This is a genomic window from Streptomyces sp. NBC_00310, from assembly GCF_036208085.1.
In the GTDB taxonomy this organism is placed as follows: Bacteria; Actinomycetota; Actinomycetes; order Streptomycetales; family Streptomycetaceae; genus Streptomyces.
In genome coordinates this window covers 2,878,294-2,894,591 of the sequence record NZ_CP130714.1, presented here as the reverse complement: position 1 = coordinate 2,894,591, position 16,298 = coordinate 2,878,294, and the positions used below count along the sequence as shown (strand labels likewise).

Here is a 16,298-nt window from a genome sequence, read left to right as displayed (position 1 = left end):
GCGGGCGCCCCTTACAGGCGGCCCGCCTCCACGATCCGGCGCAGGAACTGCCGGGTGCGTTCCTGCCGCGGGTCGCCGAAGACCTGCTCCGCGGTGCCGTGTTCCAGCACCACACCTCCGTCCAGAAAACACACCTGGTCGGCGACGTCGCGGGCGAAGCCCATCTCGTGCGTGGCCAGCACCATCGTCATGCCGTCAGCCTTCAGGTCACGGACGACGTTGAGGACTTCGCCGACCAGTTCCGGATCGAGGGCCGCGGTGATCTCGTCGAGGAGCAGCAGTCGGGGGCGTACGGCCAGGGCGCGCACGATCGCCACGCGCTGTTGCTGTCCGCCGCTGAGCCGGTCGGGGTAGGCGTGTGCCTTCCCGCTCAGTCCCAGGCGGTCCAGGAGCTCACGGGCCCGTTCCTCGGCCTCCGCGCGGGGAACGCCGTGCACCCGGCACGGGGCGAGGGTGATGTTGTCCAGCACCGTCATGTGCGGGAACAGGTTGTACGACTGGAAGACCACGCCGATACGGCGCCGTACCGCGTCCTGGTCGACGCGCGGATCGGTGATCTCCTCGCCGTCCAGCCAGATCGCCCCGTCGTCGATCTCCTCCAGGAGGTTGGCGCAGCGCAGCAGCGTCGACTTGCCGGACCCGGAGGCGCCGATCAGCGCGGTCACGGTGTGCGGGGGGACCTCCAGATCGACGTCCCGCAGCACGACCGAACCGCCGAAGGTCTTGCGGACGGACTCCATCCGCAGCACGGGGGAGTCCTCCGAGGCGTCCACGGTCTCTCGGGTGTCGCTCATGTCGTCCCTCCCTGCGCCCGCTGTCGGTCCATCCGGGCCGTGACCCAGTCGGTCAAGCGGGTCATCGGGATGGTGAGGGCGACGAAGACCAGTCCCGCGACGATGTACGGCGTGTAGTTGAGGCTGCGGCCCACGATGATGTCGGCCGCGCGCACCGCGTCGATCGCGCCGCCGATCGAGACCAGGCCGGTGTCCTTCTGCAGGGACACGAGGTCGTTGAGGAGGGGCGGCACCTGACGGCGTACCGCCTGGGGGAGCACGACGTGCCGCAGCGCCTGCCGGTTGGTGAGGCCCAGGGAGCGGGCCGCCGCGCGCTGCGACGGGTGCACGGACTCGATGCCGGCGCGGAACACCTCGGCGACGTACGCCGAGTACGTGAGCGTCAGCGCGGTGCCGCCGAGCAGTACCGGGTCGACGGTCACGCCCTGGAGCCTGAGCGCGGGGACGCCCAGGACCACGATCATCAGGTTGATGATCAGCGGCAGACCGCGGAAGAAGTCGGTGTAGGCGGCGGCCAGCGCCCGCAGGGGGAAGAACACCGGGCCGCGCAGGGTTCGCGCGACGGCGATGAGCATGCCGAGGACGAGCACGGCGACACCGCAGATCAGCAGCAGACGGACGTTGAGCCAGAGCCCTTCGAGGACCTTGGGAAACGCCTCGCGCGCGTACTCCGCGCTGAAGAACGTCTCCTTGGTGCGCGGCCAGCCGGGCGCGTTCACGACGACGAGATAGAGGACGACGCCCGTGACCAGTGTCGACAGGGCGGCGATGCCCGTGGCGCGGCGGGCCCGGGAGCGCTTGTAGTTCTCCCGGTCGAGCCGCCGCCGCGAGGGGACGTAGCCGTCGTCCTCGCCAAGCATGTCGCCGTTGTCGTCCGCGTCCTCCTGGCCGGACTCCTCCTTCACGACCGTCACTTGAGCACCGGGGCGTCGACGGCGTCGGAGAGCCACTCCTGCTCGATCTTGGCCAGTGTGCCGTCCTCGCGCAGGGCGTCCACGGCGCCCGTCACGCAGGACGTGAGGGCGCTGCCCTTGTCGAGGACGAGTCCGAACTGCTCGGGCGTGCCGCCCTGGTTCTCGAACTGGCCGACGATCGTCGCGTCCGTCACCTCGGCCGCCGTGATGTAGAACGCGGTCGGCAGGTCGACCACGATCGCGTCGATCTGGCCGTTCTTCAGCGCGGACTTGGCCTGGTCGTTCTTCGAGTAGGCGGCGGCGTCCTGGGTCGGCTTCACCACGTCGTCGATGTAGTTCAGGCTGGTGGTGCCGACCTGGGCACCGAGGTGCAGCTTCTTGAGGTCCGCGATGCCGGTGGCCTTCGCGGCCTCGGAGTCCTTCAGCGCGATGACGGCCTGGCGCACGTCGTAGTAGCCCGACGAGAAGTCCACGGCCTTCTTGCGCTCGTCGCTGACCGACACCTGGTTGATGTCGAAGTCGAAGGTCTTCTCACCCGGCGCGAAGGCCTTGTTGAAGGGCACGCTCTGCCAGACGACGTCCGCCTTGTCGAAGCCGAGCTCCTTGGCCACGGCGTACGCGACCGCCGACTCGAAGCCCTCACCGTTCTTCGGGTCGTCGTTCTTGAACCAGGGCTCGTACGCAGGTGAGTCCGTGGCGATCGTCAGCTTGCCGGCGGCCTCCGTGCTCAACTCGTCCTTGGCGCAGGACGCTCCGGACGCCGAGGCGGAGGCCGAGCCGGAGGTGTCCTCCTCCGGCTGCGGGGCGCAGCCCACCGCGGCGGTGGCGAGCAGGGCGGCCAGGGCGGCGGAGGCGGCACGGCGCGGGGAGCGCGAGGCGCGCAGGACAGGACGCATGGCGTGAGATTGACAGCGTGACGTCCTGTTTGTCGAGGTCACATGCGTCATTGTCCGCATTGTGGGAACGTGTGTTGCATTCCTGTGAACGCTCGGCGGGGCCGCCGGCCGAGGGCGGGGATTGGGAGGCCGGCGGCCCATCCGCGCGGGAGCCGTCATCCCGTGCGGACCTGCTTCCAGTGGACTACGCCACGGCGTGCGCCGGGAGCGCGCGCGTGACATCGGCGCGTGCGTTCGATTCACACGGGGCGCGTGCGGACGTGCCCGCGCCCCCTGTCGGTCGCCTCACCAACTGCCATACGGCACCCGGGAGTTCACCAGCCCCGCGCGCGCCACTCCGGCAGGTGCGGACGCTCCGCGCCGAGCGTCGTGTCGTTGCCGTGGCCCGGGTAGACCCACGTCTCGTCGGGCAGCGCGTCGAAGATCTTCGTCTCCACGTCGTGGATGAGACGGGCGAACGCCTCCGGGTCCTTACGGGTGTTGCCCACGCCGCCCGGGAAAAGGCAGTCTCCGGTGAACACATGCGGATGCCCGTGCGCGTCGTCGTAGACGAGGGCGATCGAACCCGGCGTGTGACCCACCAGGTGGCGCGCGGTGAGTTCCACGCGCCCCACCCGGATCGTGTCCCCGTCGCCGACGGGTACGTCGGTCGGCACCGGGATGCCCTCGGCGTCGTCCCGGCCCGCGTACGTACGGGCGCCGGTGGCCGCCACGACCTCGGCGAGCGCCTGCCAGTGGTCGCCGTGCTGATGCGTGGTGACGACGGACGCGATCCCGTCGTTGCCGATCAGGGTGAGCAGTGTGCCGGCGTCGTTCGCGGCGTCGATCAGCAGCTGCTCGTCGGTGGCCCGGCAGCGCAGCAGATACGCGTTGTTGTTCATCGGGCCGACCGCGACCTTGGAGATCATCAGGTCCCCCAGCTCGTGTACATCCGCCGGGCCGCCGACCTTCACCGCTCCGCTGTACGTCATGGTCGTCAGTCTAGGACGCGGGGGACCACGAGGCCGCTACAGCGGGGGAAGCGCCGGGAGGGCACCGCCTTCGACGTGCAGGGCGCTGCCGTCGCGCCGCCCCGCGAGCCAGCCGAGGAGATCGGCCTGGCTGCCGGTGACCGTGAGATCGGGGAGCGGCGGCCGGTAGCCGCTGTCGAGCTGCTCCTCGGTGACGCCCTCGACGGCTCCGGTGGGGATCATCCGCCCGTCGTCCTGTCTGATCATCAGTGCGGGGACACCGGGGTGGTTGCGGAATCGGTCGGTGAGGAAGTTGATCTCGCGCTGGGCGAACTCCTCCGGCAGATCCTCCAGCTCGTACCCGATCCCCAGGTCCACGTGGTGGATCTCCACCTCGATCCATCGCCGGAAGGGCACCCGGGACGCGGAATCCGTGACCCCGTTGCGCAGCTCGACCGTGCGGGACCAGTCCCCGGAGACCGAGGCGGCGTCCTGGAAGCGGCCCGCGCTGTCGCGTACGTCGGCGAGCTGGGCCTTCAGGGGGCGCGGGGCGTCCCGCTCGATGTCGGCGTCCCGGGCCTCCCCGGAGACGTACATGGGGCGCCCTTCGAGGACGTTCGTGAGCGCGTCCGCGTTGCGGGCGAGGTGGGCGAGGACGTGACCGCGGGTCCAGCCGGGCAGCCGTGACGGCTGGGTCACAGCGGCGTTGTCCAGTTCGCCGACCGCGCTGAGTAGCCGGTCGGTCGCTTCGCACACAGAGGCCAGGTCACGCGCGTGATCCATCATGACCCCCGACCCTAGCCCCGCCACACCTTCGGGTGAAGGAGTCCGGTCAGGCCCGCAAATCGAATGCACGTGCTATATGGTCGGGTGCGGCGTCGGGCATGCTGGAAGACCCGGGATTGTTGTGGAACGGGGAAACAGGACCGGCGCTGTCAGTGGCTCCCCCTAGTCTGTGGAAGACGGGGGCTCCGGCCCCTGTCACTTCACTCAAGAAAGGTGCGGACCGGCGTGGCCGACCGTCTCATCGTCCGTGGCGCGCGCGAGCACAACCTGAAGAACGTCTCGCTCGACCTGCCACGCGACTCGCTCATCGTCTTCACGGGCCTGTCGGGGTCGGGCAAGTCCTCGCTGGCCTTCGACACCATCTTCGCCGAGGGGCAGCGCCGGTACGTCGAGTCGCTCTCCTCCTATGCCCGGCAGTTCCTCGGGCAGATGGACAAGCCGGACGTCGACTTCATCGAGGGTCTGTCCCCGGCGGTCTCCATCGACCAGAAGTCGACCTCGCGCAACCCGCGCTCGACGGTCGGCACGATCACCGAGGTCTACGACTACCTGCGGCTTCTCTTCGCGCGCATCGGCAAGCCGCACTGTCCCGAGTGCGGCCGCCCGATCTCCCGCCAGTCGCCGCAGGCCATCGTCGACCGGGTGCTGGAGCTGCCCGAGGGCAGCCGCTTCCAGGTCCTCTCGCCGCTGGTGCGTGAGCGCAAGGGCGAGTTCGTCGACCTCTTCGCGGATCTCCAGACCAAGGGGTACAGCCGCGCGCGGGTGGACGGCGAGACCGTCCAGCTCTCCAACCCGCCCACCCTGAAGAAGCAGGAGAAGCACACCATCGAGGTGGTCGTCGACCGCCTCACGGTGAAGGACTCCGCCAAGCGCCGCCTCACCGACTCGGTGGAGACCGCCCTCGGCCTCTCCGGCGGCATGGTCGTGCTCGACTTCGTCGACCTCCCCGAGGACGACCCCGAGCGCGAGCGCATGTTCTCGGAGCACCTGTACTGCACCTACGACGACCTGTCCTTCGAGGAGCTGGAGCCCCGCTCCTTCTCCTTCAACTCGCCCTTCGGCGCCTGTCCCGACTGCAGCGGCATCGGTACGCGCATGGAGGTCGACGCCGAGCTGATCGTCCCGGACGAGGACAAGTCGCTCGACGAGGGCGCCATCCACCCCTGGTCGCACGGCCACACCAAGGACTACTTCGGCCGCCTCATCGGAGCCCTCGCGGACGCGTTGGGATTCCGGACCGACATCCCCTTCGCCGGTCTCCCGCAGCGCGCGAAGAAGGCCCTGCTGTACGGCCACAAGACGCAGATCGAGGTCCGTTACCGCAACCGGTACGGCCGCGAGCGTGTGTACACCACGGCCTTCGAGGGCGCCGTCCCCTTCGTGAAGCGGCGGCACAGCGAGGCCGAGAGCGACGCCAGCCGTGAGCGCTTCGAGGGCTACATGCGCGAGGTGCCCTGCCCCACCTGCGCGGGCACACGGCTGAAGCCGATCGTCCTCGCGGTCACGATCATGGAGAAGTCGATCGCCGAGGTCTCCGCCATGTCGATCAGCGACTGCGCGGACTTCCTGGGCGAGCTCAAGCTCAACGCCCGCGACAAGAAGATCGCCGAGCGGGTGCTGAAGGAGGTCAACGAACGGCTGCGGTTCCTGGTCGACGTCGGCCTCGACTACCTCTCGCTGAACCGCGCGGCCGGCACGCTCTCCGGCGGCGAGGCCCAGCGCATCCGTCTGGCCACCCAGATCGGCTCCGGTCTCGTCGGCGTCCTCTACGTCCTCGACGAGCCCTCCATCGGTCTGCACCAGCGCGACAACCACCGGCTCATCGAGACCCTGGTCCGGCTGCGCGACATGGGTAACACGCTCATCGTCGTCGAGCACGACGAGGACACCATCAAGATGGCCGACTGGATCGTCGACATCGGTCCCGGCGCGGGCGAGCACGGCGGCAAGGTCGTGCACAGCGGCTCCCTGAAGGAGCTGCTCGACAACGCCGAGTCGCAGACCGGGCAGTACCTGTCGGGGCGGAAGGCCATCCCGCTGCCCGACATCCGCCGCCCGCTCGACCCGACCCGGCAGCTCACCGTGCACGGCGCCCGGGAGAACAACCTCCAGGACATCGACGTCTCGTTCCCGCTGGGCGTCTTCACGGCCGTCACGGGTGTGTCCGGCTCCGGCAAGTCCACGCTGGTCAACGACATCCTGTACACGCACCTGGCCCGCGAACTGAACGGCGCCCGGAACGTCCCGGGGCGGCACACACGCGTGGACGGCGACGACCTCGTCGACAAGGTGGTGCACGTCGACCAGTCGCCGATCGGCCGCACGCCCCGGTCCAACCCGGCGACGTACACCGGCGTCTTCGACCACGTCCGCAAGCTGTTCGCCGAGACCACCGAGGCGAAGGTCCGTGGTTATCTGCCCGGCCGCTTCTCCTTCAACGTCAAGGGCGGCCGCTGCGAGAACTGCGCGGGCGACGGCACCATCAAGATCGAGATGAACTTCCTCCCGGACGTCTACGTCCCGTGCGAGGTCTGCCACGGCGCCCGGTACAACCGGGAGACCCTGGAGGTCCACTACAAGGGCAAGTCCATCGCCGATGTGCTGAACATGCCCATCGAGGAGGCGACGGACTTCTTCGAGGCCGTCCCCGCGATCGCCCGCCACCTCAGGACCCTGAAGGACGTCGGCCTCGGCTACGTCCGGCTGGGCCAGGCCGCCACCACCCTGTCCGGCGGTGAGGCACAGCGCGTGAAGCTCGCCAGCGAGCTCCAGAAGCGCTCCACCGGACGCACGGTCTACGTCCTGGACGAGCCGACCACCGGTCTGCACTTCGAGGACATCAGCAAGCTCCTCACGGTGCTGTCCGGCCTGGTGGACAAGGGCAACACGGTCATCGTCATCGAGCACAACCTCGACGTCATCAAGACCGCGGACTGGGTCGTCGACATGGGTCCCGAGGGCGGCGCCGGCGGTGGCCTCGTCATCGCCGAGGGCACGCCCGAGCAGGTCGCCGGGGTTCCGGCCAGCCACACGGGCAAGTTCCTGCGGGAGATTCTCGGCGCCGACCGGATCAGCGACGCGGCCCCGATGAAGGCACCGCGCAAGGCGGCGGCGAAGAGGACGGTCGCCGCCAAGTCGCCGGCGAGGACGACGGCGACGGCCCGGACGACCACGGCCGCCAAGACCACGGCCGCCAAGACCACGGCCGCCAAGACCACGGCCGCGAAGAAGGCGGCCGCGACCACGGAGAAGGCGACCCCCGCGAAGAAGACCACGCGGGCACGCAAGGCCTGAGGCATCGGCACGACAGATCGTGCCAAGTCCGGAGAAACACGGCGGCCCGCGGGAACTCCCCGCGGGCCGCCGCACGTTCCCCCTCAACCGCCCCGGGCCCTGCGGCAGTCAGCCCACCTGACCCTGGGCACGGATCTCGTGGGACCGGCTAGACCTCGCCCACCTCCGCCGCGTACGGCGGCTCGGCGCCCGCTCGGGAGCAGGTGATCGCCGCCGCGCGGGCGGCGAAGCGCAGCAGGCGGGTCCAGTCGTCGGCGCCCAGGGCCGCGAGGGCCGCGTCGGAGAGGGCGCCCCGGGCCGACAGGCCGTGGAGGAGGGCCGCGTTGACCGTGTCACCGGCGCCGATGGTGTCGACGACGTCGACCTTCTCGCCCGGTACGGAGTGCTCCGCGCCGACCCGGGTGTGGACGGTCAGGCCGTCGCCGCCGTGGGTGATGACGACGGCGGCGGGTCCTGAGTCCAGCCACAGGCGTGGGGTGCCGCCCAGCCACTCCGCGTCCTCCTCGGAGAGCTTGAGCAACGACACCGAGGGCAGCCAGCTCTTGAAGCGGGCCCGGTAGGCGTCCGCGTCGGGGATCAGAGCGGGCCGGATGTTGGGGTCGAGGGCGGTGAACACCCCCTGGGCCGCGCCGGCGTGCATCAGCTCCTCGTACGCGCTCGCGCCGGGTTCCAGCACGAGTGAGCAGGTGCCGAAGGAGACGGCCCGGGTGCCGTCGGGGAGCCGCTCGGGGGCCTCGAACAGGCGGTCGGCGCTGCCCTCGACGTAGAAGGAGTACCGGGCCGAGCCGCCCGCACCGATCGAGGCCACGGCGAGGGTCGTCGGCTCGGGGCCGCGCTGCACCGCGGCCACGTCCACCCCCGCGTCCCGCAGGCCGCCCAACAGGGCCTCGCCGTACGCGTCGTACGACACCCGGGAGCAGAAGGCGGTGGGGGAGCCGAGGCGGCCGAGTGCCACGGCCGTGTTGTAGGGGCCGCCGCCGCGTGCCGGCCGCAGATCCACGAGCGGGCCCGCGCCCTGCGGGACCAGGTCGATCAGGGCTTCACCGGCGACGACGATCACGAGGCGGATCCTTTCTCGGGGCTCTCGGCCGGAAAGTATCGCAAAGCCTCGCGCACCGCGACGATCCGCCGTCCCGGAGGACCGGCCCGCTCACACGCGCCCGCCGCTCCGAGATCCGGCAGGTCACCCCCAGTCCCACCCGATTCCCACGATCCCCGTCCGCACCCGTGGTTCGACGAGGTGGACCGACCGGTGCAGGCCGCTCAGGGGGAGGGTCTGCCGGCCGCTGCGGGGGGCCGCGGCGGAGTGCTGGCTGAAGCGGTGGCAGCGCAGGGGCAGGGCGCGTTCGTCGAAGCGGACCTGGAGCGCGTACTGGCCACCCGAGGAGCGGAAGCCGCGGACGTACTCGGTGCAGACACCGGCCGTGCCGTCGTCGAAGCCGTAGCGGAAGAGGAACGTATCGCCGCTGCGCAGCCGGGTGTCGAAGAGGAGCTCGGCGACGAGGACACCGGTGTCATGGTCCCAGCGCACCCGCCCGCTGCGGCAGTTCTCCAGGGCGCGGACGGCCATCCGCTCCGGTGCGCAGCCCGGGTCGCCGTGGTGGACGGCCACATAGCGGTCCACGCCGTCCTTGTGGGCGCGCACGATGTGCTGGGACTCGCGGCCCAGCAGCTCCCGGTACGCGCCGACGCGGACCCGCTCGTGGTGGCCGACGGTGTGCACGCCGCCGTCGAGCGGCACCTCCAGCTCGCTGAGGAGCCGTTCCAGGACGCCGGAGGCCTCCACGACGGAGCGGTACGAGCGGCCGGCGGGGCGTTCCGGGCCGGACTGCTCGTCGGCCCGGGCGAGCAGCCGGATCAGCGACTCGTCCGGGAGCTGGAGAATCTCCTCCAGGGCCCGCACGGCCCGCAGCGACTCGGGACGCTGCGGACGCCGGGCGCCCTGCTGCCAGTAACTGAGGCTCGTGACACCGACCTTGACCCCGTAGCGCGACAGATGGTGCTGCACGCGTTGCAGCGGCAGCCCGCGGGCGGCGATCGCGGCGCGCAGCGCGACATGGAAGGGGCCGCCCCGCAGGACCGACTCCAGCTCCGCCGTGGCGACATCCGTGACCGTGGCGACGTCCGCGTGCTCTGTGGCCTGCCGCATGCAGGGGCCTTTCTGTAGGGGAGTGCGCGACGTGTGCTCGGACCGCGCGGGCCGATCGGGGCGCCCCGGTGGGCGCTCGGGGCTCCAGGGCCCTTGGGGGTCCGTCTTCACATCCGTACGACGGCGTTCCTTGCCCCGGGTTCCTCCGCATTGAAGCGTGTTGACCAAGTCCCGACAACACCTGACGCGTGACATGGCCGGACACCAACGGCAAGATCCTCACTGCGCCGGGGACCCGTGATCAGGCCCCAGCAGGTTCCGAAGGGCCTGTCCCGAGAGCTTCGACTTGTGCAGAAAACCCCGGGCGGGGCTGGCGGCGACCAGTTCCTGCATGTCGTCCAGCGGGTGTGTGGAGGTCAGGATGATGACGGACGCGGCGGTGCGCGCGAGCCTCGGCGCGAGGTCCAGCCCGCTCTCGCCGTTGAGATCGATGTCCAACAGGACGAGATCCGGGGCCAGTTCCACGGCCCGTGCCAGCGCCTCCGCGCCCGTGGAGGCCACGCCGACGACGCGGATCCCGTCGCGTTCCAGCAGCGTACGGGCAGCCTCCAGGAACCGGGCACTGTCATCGACGAGGAGACAGCGCATGGACATGGTGACAGCCTCCCAAGGTGGTCATGGGCGCACATTCCGGCTAGCGGGAAAGTGTCGGCGCCGCCGGATTCCCGTCAGCCGGAATGTGCTGCGGTCCTGTGCCGGATCAACGGGTTCACTCTCACCCAGGGAATCGAACGCGACACGGCGAGTAGCATGTCGCTGCTCCGGGGGCCGTGCCGTCCGGTCGAGTGGGGGTGTGCGATGAAGACGCAACGCCGGGACCTGGGAAGACGTCCCGTTCGCCGTGGACTGGTGTCGGGCGCGGCGGTGGCCGCGCTGCTCCTGGCCGGGTGCGGTGGCGGTGACGACGACGGCCGGGCGGACGAGGAGGGCAAGGCGGCCGGCGACACGACCTGCGACGGGAGGATCGACGGCACCGCCCACATCACGATGTGGTTCCACGCGGGGCAGAGCGGCGAACAGACCACGCTGAAGAGCCAGGTCAAGGAGTTCAACAGGTCCCAGCGGCAGGTGCGGGTCGAGTTGGTCACCCTGCCCGAGCAGCGTCCGTACACCGAACTCGTGCTGTCCGCGGCGGCCAGCGGCGACCTGCCCGACCTGCTCGACTTCGACGGCCCGAACCTCTACAGCTACGCCTGGTCCGGCACCCTCAAGCCGATCGACTCCTGCGTCCCCGCGAGGATCCGCAGCGACCTGCTCCCCTCCATCCGTGAACAGGGCACGTACGACAAGCGGTTCTGGGGAGTCGGCACGTTCGACTCCGGACTCGGCCTGTACGTACGGCCGTCGGTGCTGAAGAAGGCCGGGGTCCGGGTGCCGAAGGGCGTCGACGACGCCTGGACCGCCGACGAGCTGACGAAGATCCTGCGCAAGCTGCGCGCGGAGGGCTACGAGGCGCCGCTCGACCTGAACTTCACCGACTCCAAGCTCGCCGACGAGTGGAACACCTACGCCTTCGCGCCGGCCGTGTGGTCGGCGGGCGGCGACCTCATCGACCCCGAGGAGTTCCGCACGGCCGACGGGTTCCTCAACGGCCCGGAGTCCGTCGGGGCGCTCACCACCATGCAGCGCTGGGTGGAGGAGGGATATGTCGACAGGGACGAGGAGAAGGACAGGAGCGCGTTCGTGAAGGGCCGCAGCCCCATCTCCTGGATGGGGCACTGGAGGTACGGCGAGTTCAGCGAGGCGCACCCCGGCGACGTGGCGATCGTGCCGCTGCCCGACTTCGGCACGGGTACCGTCACCGGAATGGGTTCCTGGCAGTGGGGCATCCCCTCCGGGGGCGCCGACGGCGACGCGGTCTGGCGCTTCCTGGAGTACCTGTTGCGGCCCGAGCAGGTGGCCAGGATGAGCGAGGCCAACGGCGCGATCCCGGCGACGGAGGGGGCCGTGAAGCTGTCCCCTCGGTACGACGAGGACGGCGCGGAGCGGTTGTTCATCGAGCAGTTGCGCAGTGGGACCGCCCGGCCCAGGCCACAGACACCGGCGTACCCGTCGGTCACCGTCGCCTTCTCGCAGGCGGTCGCCGACGTCGTCTTCTCGGGAGCGCCCGCGAAGAAGACGCTGGACGAGGCGGTCGAGGCAATCGACCAGGATCTCGCCGCCCACGACGGTTACCCGAAGAGCGGGCCGTGACCCGCGCCGCCGGACCCCGGCCAAGCACTCCCCGGGCGCCCGGCCGGCGCAGCGTTTCGAGGACACCCCGCCGTGCCCGGTCGGCCCTTCTGCTCTGCATGGCCCTGCTGTTCTCGGGCTGCGACGCGGGCGGGGACGACGGCGGCGAGAACACCCGGCGGGGCTCCGACGCGACCTGCGACGGGCGGATCGACGCCCCCGCACAGATCACGATGTGGTTCCACGAGCCGTCGGCGCGCGGTGAACTGGAGGCCGTGCGGGCCCAGGTTCGGGCCTTCAACACCTCCCAGGACGACGTGACGGTCCGACTCGTCCGCCTCCCCGAGGGCGACTACGGCGACCTGGTCCGTACGGCGGCCGCCGACGGCGAACTGCCCGACCTGCTCGACTTCGACGCCCCGAAACTGTTCAGCCACGCCTGGGCCGGCGAGCTCCGGCCGATCGACTCCTGCGTCCCGGAGTCCCTGCGCGCGGACCTGCTCCCCTCCGTCCTCGAACAGGGCACCTACCGGGGCAGGCTGTGGGGCCTGGGCACGTTCGACTCCGGACTCGGTCTGTACGTACGGCCGTCGGTGCTGAAGAAGGCGGGCGTACGCGTCCCGAAGGGCATCGGCGACGCCTGGACCGCCGACGAGTTCACCGGCATCCTGAAGAAGCTGCGCGCCCTGGGCTACGAGAGGCCGCTGGACCTCCAGATGCCGTGGGCCGGCACCGAATGGGGAACGTACGGCTTCGCGCCGGTCGTGTGGTCGGCGGGCGGCGACCTGATCGAACGCTCCACCTACCGAACGGCCGACGGCGTCCTCAACGGGCCGCGGTCGGTCGAGGCGCTGACGACGCTGCAGGGCTGGGTGAAGGCGGGGTATGTGGACGCGAACGAGGACCTTGGGGCCTTCCAGAAGGGCAGAAGTCCCGTGTCCTGGAACGGCCACTGGAGGTACGGCGAGTTCAGCGAGGCCCACCCGGGCGACGTGGCGATCGTGCCGCTGCCCGACTTCGGCACGGGCAGCGCGACCGGGATGGGTTCCTGGCAGTGGGGCGTCCCCGCGGGCGCGGCCGACGGCGACGCCGTGTGGCGCTTCCTGGCTTTCCTGCTGCGCCCCGACGAAATCCTGCGGATGACCGACGTCAACGGCGGGATACCCGCCACCGGCACCGCGATCGAACGCACCGACGCGTTCGCCGAGGGCGGCCCCGGACGCCTCTACATAGAACAACTGCGCGACGGCGCCGCCCGCCCCCGGCCCCAGACCCCCGCCTACCCGGCGATCACCGAGGCCTTCGCCGGGGCGTTCGCGAAGATCATGCGGGGAGCGGCCGTGAAGCCCGCCCTGGACGAGGCGGTGCGTGCCGTCGACAAGGATCTGGCGGACCACGGGCACTACCCCCCGACCGGACCGTGAGGTCCTGCCGTGCTCCGCCCACCGCCTCGCGGACGAGTCCCCTCCCCGCGTCCCTCCGCGGGGCGAGTCCGCCGCCGCGCCGCGACCGTGGGCAGCGTCCCGTTCCTGGCACGGCTGCGCGTCGGCCCCAAGCTGATGCTGCTCGTCCTGCTGCCGGTCACCGTCCTGCTGGCCTTCACCGCGCTCGCCGCCGTGCCCCAGTGGGAGGAGGCGCGGACCCTGCGCGACTTCGACACCGCGATCGAGGTGTCGTTCGTGACCAGCGAGGTCGCAGGCGCCATAGCCCGCGAGCGGATCGCCGCGGTCGAGGCCCGGCTCAGCGCCGAACCGGACACGCTGCGCGGCCGGTCGGAGGCCCAGCGGATCACCGACGACGCGCTGCGGCGGGCCTTCGGGGAAGCCGTCGAACGGCAGCCGGAGCCCGACGTCGCCGGGGTCCTCGACGCCGTACGCCGCCAACTGCACGCCCTGCGGGTCCAGACGGGCACCGGCTCGCTGGACGCGCAAGCCGTGACCCAGCGGTACGAGGTCATCGAGAACAAAGTGCTCGACATAGTCGCCGCCCTCGAGTCCGGCCGTCCCACCAGGGCCTCGGGCCGCGCGGCCGACGCCCACATCGCGATGCTGCGGGCCACCGCCGCCGCCGAGAGCGAACGGGCGGAACTCGCCATCGTCTTCCACACACCCGGCGAGGGGCGGACCACCGCCGCCGCGGGCCGCTGGACCGAACTGGAGAAGGCCCAGCTCAGGGCCTTCCAGCAGACAGCCTCGGACGAGCTGAACGCCGAACTGCACACCGCGATCTTCCAGGCCCCCGGACGCGCCGTCCGCAAGGCCCGCGACCTGCTCGCCGACACCGCCTCCCGGCCCGCCGACCGGCCCTCGTACGACAGTTGGCTCAGCGACTCCGAGGACTACGTGGACGCGCTGCGCGGCATCCAGGACCGGGCCGCCCGCGAACTCGACGCCATCGCGCACCGCGACCTGCGCGCCACCCGGACCCAGGCCGTCACCGAACTTGCCGTCTCCCTCGGCGTCCTGGCACTCGTCACCCTCCTCGCGCTGGCCCTGCGCCGCTCGATCACCCGCCCCCTCGGCCAGGTCTCCGAGGGCGCCCGCGCCCTGTCGGACGGCGACCTCTCGTACGACATCCGCTACGCGGGACGCGACGAACTCGGCGACGTCGCCGACACGTTCCGCGAGCTGCGGGTGACCAGTGAACGGCTGGCCGGCGAGATCCGGGACATGAACACGGCGATCGACGCGGGCCGGCTCGGACACCGGGCCGACGTCGACTCCTTCGACGGCACCTGGGCCCAGCTGCTGGGCGGCATGAACGGCACCATGGCGTCCTTCGCCGCCGCCCACGGCCGGCGCAGACGGGCCGAACAGGAGCTGGAGGGCATCTTCAACCTCTCCCTGGACCTGCTCTGCATCAGCGGCGTCGACGGCTACTTCAAGCGCGTCAACCCGGCCTTCGAACGCACCCTGGGCTATCCGATCGAGACGCTGACCTCCCGGCCGCTCGTGGAATTCGTCCACGAGGACGACCGGGACAGCACCTGCGAAGCCATCGCGCTGCTGGCGGGCGGCGCCGAGGTCGCCGAGTTCGAGAACCGGTACATCCGCGCCGACGGCACCGAGCGCTGGCTGCAGTGGAGCGCCCGGCCGGTCCCCCGGGAGGGTCTCATCTACGCCGCCGCCCGCGACGTCACCGAGAGCCGCCGGGCCGCGCTCGAACAGAGCGCGCTGCGCCGGGTCGCCACCGCGGTCGCGCGCGGCGTGCCGCCGTCCGAGGTGTTCGGGAAGGTGGCCGAGGAAGTGGGATCCCTGCTGGGGACGGCCGCGGCCGTCCTGCGGTACGAGCCCGACGGCAGCGTCAAGGTCCTGGGGATCGCGCACGCGCGCGTGGACGCGACCGCCGAGGCCGCCCGTACGACGCGTCGGGAGGCGGCCCGCAAGGCGATCGAGGAGGTGGCCCGGACCGGGGGCGCCGCCCGGTCGGACACCTCGGTGGGTGCCCCCATCGTGGTCGAGGGCCGGCTGTGGGGAGCCGTCGTGGCGGCCTCGCTGCTCGATCCGCTGCCCGAGGGCACCGAGTCCCGGCTCGTCGACTTCACCGAACTGATCGCCACCGCGATCGCCAACGCCGACAGCCGCGACCAGCTGACCGCCTCTCGCGCGCGCGTGGTCGCCGCCGGGGACGCCTCCCGGCGGCGCATCGAACGCGATCTGCACGACGGCGTCCAGCAGCGCCTGGTCTCCCTCCAGCTGGAGCTGCGGATGACCGAGACCCTGGTGGAGGACCCCTCCTCGGAACTCGCCCAGCGGCTCGACCATCTGGCCAAGGGCCTCGACGACGCCTTCCAGGACCTGCTCCAGGTGGCCCGGGGCATCCACCCGTCCGTCCTCTCCAAGGGCGGCCTGGGCCCCGCCCTGCGTGCTCTGGCCCGCCGCGCCGCCATCCCCGTGGAACTCGACCTCGGGTTCACCCGCGCCCGCTTCCCGGAACAGGTCGAGGTGGCCGCGTACTACGTCACCTCCGAGAGCCTCACCAACGCCGTCAAGCACGCGCGCGCGACGGTGGTGACCGTGGCGGCCGCGGAGCGCTCGGGCGTCCTGGAGCTGGTCATCCGCGACGACGGCGTCGGGGGAGCGGAACCCGACAAGGGTTCGGGCCTGATCGGGCTCATCGACCGGGTGGAGGCGATCGGCGGCAGGTTGACGCTCGCCAGCCCTCCCGGCAGCGGTACGACGCTGACCGTGCGCCTGCCGCTGACGCCGCCGGACGAGGCCGAGGCGGTAGCACTGCCGCGTACGTGACCGCCCGAAGCGTACGCGGTGAGGCCCGTTCAAAGGGGGGAGTCCGGGCCCCGGTACGGGCGTACGTTCCGGGCGGTCGAATCGGACGGCGGAGAC

The 16,298-nt window shown here is 71.1% G+C and carries 12 protein-coding genes; 4 read left to right on the top strand and 8 right to left on the bottom strand.

Annotated features, from left to right (window positions below; translation table 11 throughout):
• Positions 1-11 precede the first annotated feature (11 nt).
• The 5 genes from OG202_RS12750 to OG202_RS12730 form a co-directional block, all read right to left on the bottom strand.
• Positions 12-794 carry an amino acid ABC transporter ATP-binding protein gene (locus tag OG202_RS12750; RefSeq protein ID WP_327730258.1) on the bottom strand — a complete coding sequence of 261 codons (783 nt, stop codon included), beginning with the start codon at positions 792-794 and terminating at the stop codon, positions 12-14.
• Positions 791-1,708 (bottom strand): amino acid ABC transporter permease, encoded by a 918-nt coding sequence (locus OG202_RS12745; protein WP_327730259.1) that lies wholly within the window; start codon positions 1,706-1,708, stop codon positions 791-793. Before OG202_RS12745 ends, OG202_RS12750 begins: the two co-directional genes overlap by 4 nt.
• The gene (locus OG202_RS12740; protein ID WP_327730260.1) at positions 1,705-2,604 is read right to left on the bottom strand and encodes an ABC transporter substrate-binding protein; all 900 of its coding nucleotides are present in this window, start codon (positions 2,602-2,604) and stop codon (positions 1,705-1,707) included. Before OG202_RS12740 ends, OG202_RS12745 begins: the two co-directional genes overlap by 4 nt.
• A 314-nt stretch (positions 2,605-2,918) precedes the next feature.
• The gene (locus OG202_RS12735) at positions 2,919-3,575 is read right to left on the bottom strand and encodes an MBL fold metallo-hydrolase (RefSeq protein WP_327730261.1); all 657 of its coding nucleotides are present in this window, start codon (positions 3,573-3,575) and stop codon (positions 2,919-2,921) included.
• A gap of 36 nt (positions 3,576-3,611) precedes the next feature.
• On the bottom strand, positions 3,612-4,340 hold the full coding sequence (locus OG202_RS12730) for a maleylpyruvate isomerase family mycothiol-dependent enzyme (RefSeq protein WP_328222754.1): 729 nt from the start codon (positions 4,338-4,340) through the stop codon (positions 3,612-3,614).
• 225 nt (positions 4,341-4,565) lie between these two features.
• On the opposite strand from OG202_RS12730, the gene uvrA reads away from it, so the two are divergent.
• Positions 4,566-7,634 carry an excinuclease ABC subunit UvrA gene (gene uvrA, locus OG202_RS12725; protein WP_328222753.1) on the top strand — a complete coding sequence of 1,023 codons (3,069 nt, stop codon included), beginning with the start codon at positions 4,566-4,568 and terminating at the stop codon, positions 7,632-7,634.
• A 148-nt stretch (positions 7,635-7,782) separates the two neighbouring features.
• Here uvrA and OG202_RS12720 read toward each other — a convergent pair whose 3' ends face one another.
• From OG202_RS12720 to OG202_RS12710, 3 genes are all read right to left on the bottom strand, one after another.
• Entirely contained in the window at positions 7,783-8,694 is a 912-nt protein-coding gene (locus tag OG202_RS12720) for a carbohydrate kinase family protein (RefSeq protein WP_327730264.1), read from the bottom strand.
• A 123-nt stretch (positions 8,695-8,817) separates the two neighbouring features.
• Complete coding sequence (locus OG202_RS12715) at positions 8,818-9,783, bottom strand: hypothetical protein (protein ID WP_327730265.1); 966 nt, start codon at positions 9,781-9,783, stop codon at positions 8,818-8,820.
• Between the two features lie 219 nt (positions 9,784-10,002).
• Positions 10,003-10,377: a response regulator gene (locus OG202_RS12710; RefSeq protein ID WP_327730266.1), complete on the bottom strand. Its 375-nt coding sequence runs from the start codon at positions 10,375-10,377 to the stop codon at positions 10,003-10,005.
• A gap of 204 nt (positions 10,378-10,581) precedes the next feature.
• Here OG202_RS12710 and OG202_RS12705 point away from each other — a divergent pair, with 204 nt between their 5' ends.
• From OG202_RS12705 to OG202_RS12695, 3 genes are all read left to right on the top strand, one after another.
• A complete protein-coding gene (locus OG202_RS12705) occupies positions 10,582-11,976 on the top strand; it encodes an ABC transporter substrate-binding protein (protein ID WP_327730267.1) in 1,395 nt (464 codons plus the stop codon).
• Between the two features lie 98 nt (positions 11,977-12,074).
• Positions 12,075-13,379, top strand: a complete 1,305-nt coding sequence (locus OG202_RS12700; RefSeq protein WP_326583602.1) for an ABC transporter substrate-binding protein — start codon at positions 12,075-12,077, stop codon at positions 13,377-13,379.
• 135 nt (positions 13,380-13,514) lie between these two features.
• Positions 13,515-16,202, top strand: coding sequence for a PAS domain S-box protein (locus OG202_RS12695; protein ID WP_327732283.1), 2,688 nt, complete (start codon positions 13,515-13,517; stop codon positions 16,200-16,202).
• The last annotated feature ends 96 nt before the right edge of the window (positions 16,203-16,298 follow it).

Coding starts and splice junctions, on each gene's coding strand:
- OG202_RS12730 (WP_328222754.1), bottom strand. CDS start 4,340: ATGATGGATCACGCGCGTGACCTGGCCTCTGTGTGCGAAGCGACCGAC.
- OG202_RS12700 (WP_326583602.1), top strand. CDS start 12,075: ATGGCCCTGCTGTTCTCGGGCTGCGACGCGGGCGGGGACGACGGCGGC.
- OG202_RS12710 (WP_327730266.1), bottom strand. CDS start 10,377: ATGTCCATGCGCTGTCTCCTCGTCGATGACAGTGCCCGGTTCCTGGAG.
- OG202_RS12735 (WP_327730261.1), bottom strand. CDS start 3,575: ATGACGTACAGCGGAGCGGTGAAGGTCGGCGGCCCGGCGGATGTACAC.
- OG202_RS12695 (WP_327732283.1), top strand. CDS start 13,515: ATGCTGCTCGTCCTGCTGCCGGTCACCGTCCTGCTGGCCTTCACCGCG.
- OG202_RS12705 (WP_327730267.1), top strand. CDS start 10,582: ATGAAGACGCAACGCCGGGACCTGGGAAGACGTCCCGTTCGCCGTGGA.
- OG202_RS12750 (WP_327730258.1), bottom strand. CDS start 794: ATGAGCGACACCCGAGAGACCGTGGACGCCTCGGAGGACTCCCCCGTG.
- OG202_RS12740 (WP_327730260.1), bottom strand. CDS start 2,604: ATGCGTCCTGTCCTGCGCGCCTCGCGCTCCCCGCGCCGTGCCGCCTCC.
- OG202_RS12715 (WP_327730265.1), bottom strand. CDS start 9,783: ATGCGGCAGGCCACAGAGCACGCGGACGTCGCCACGGTCACGGATGTC.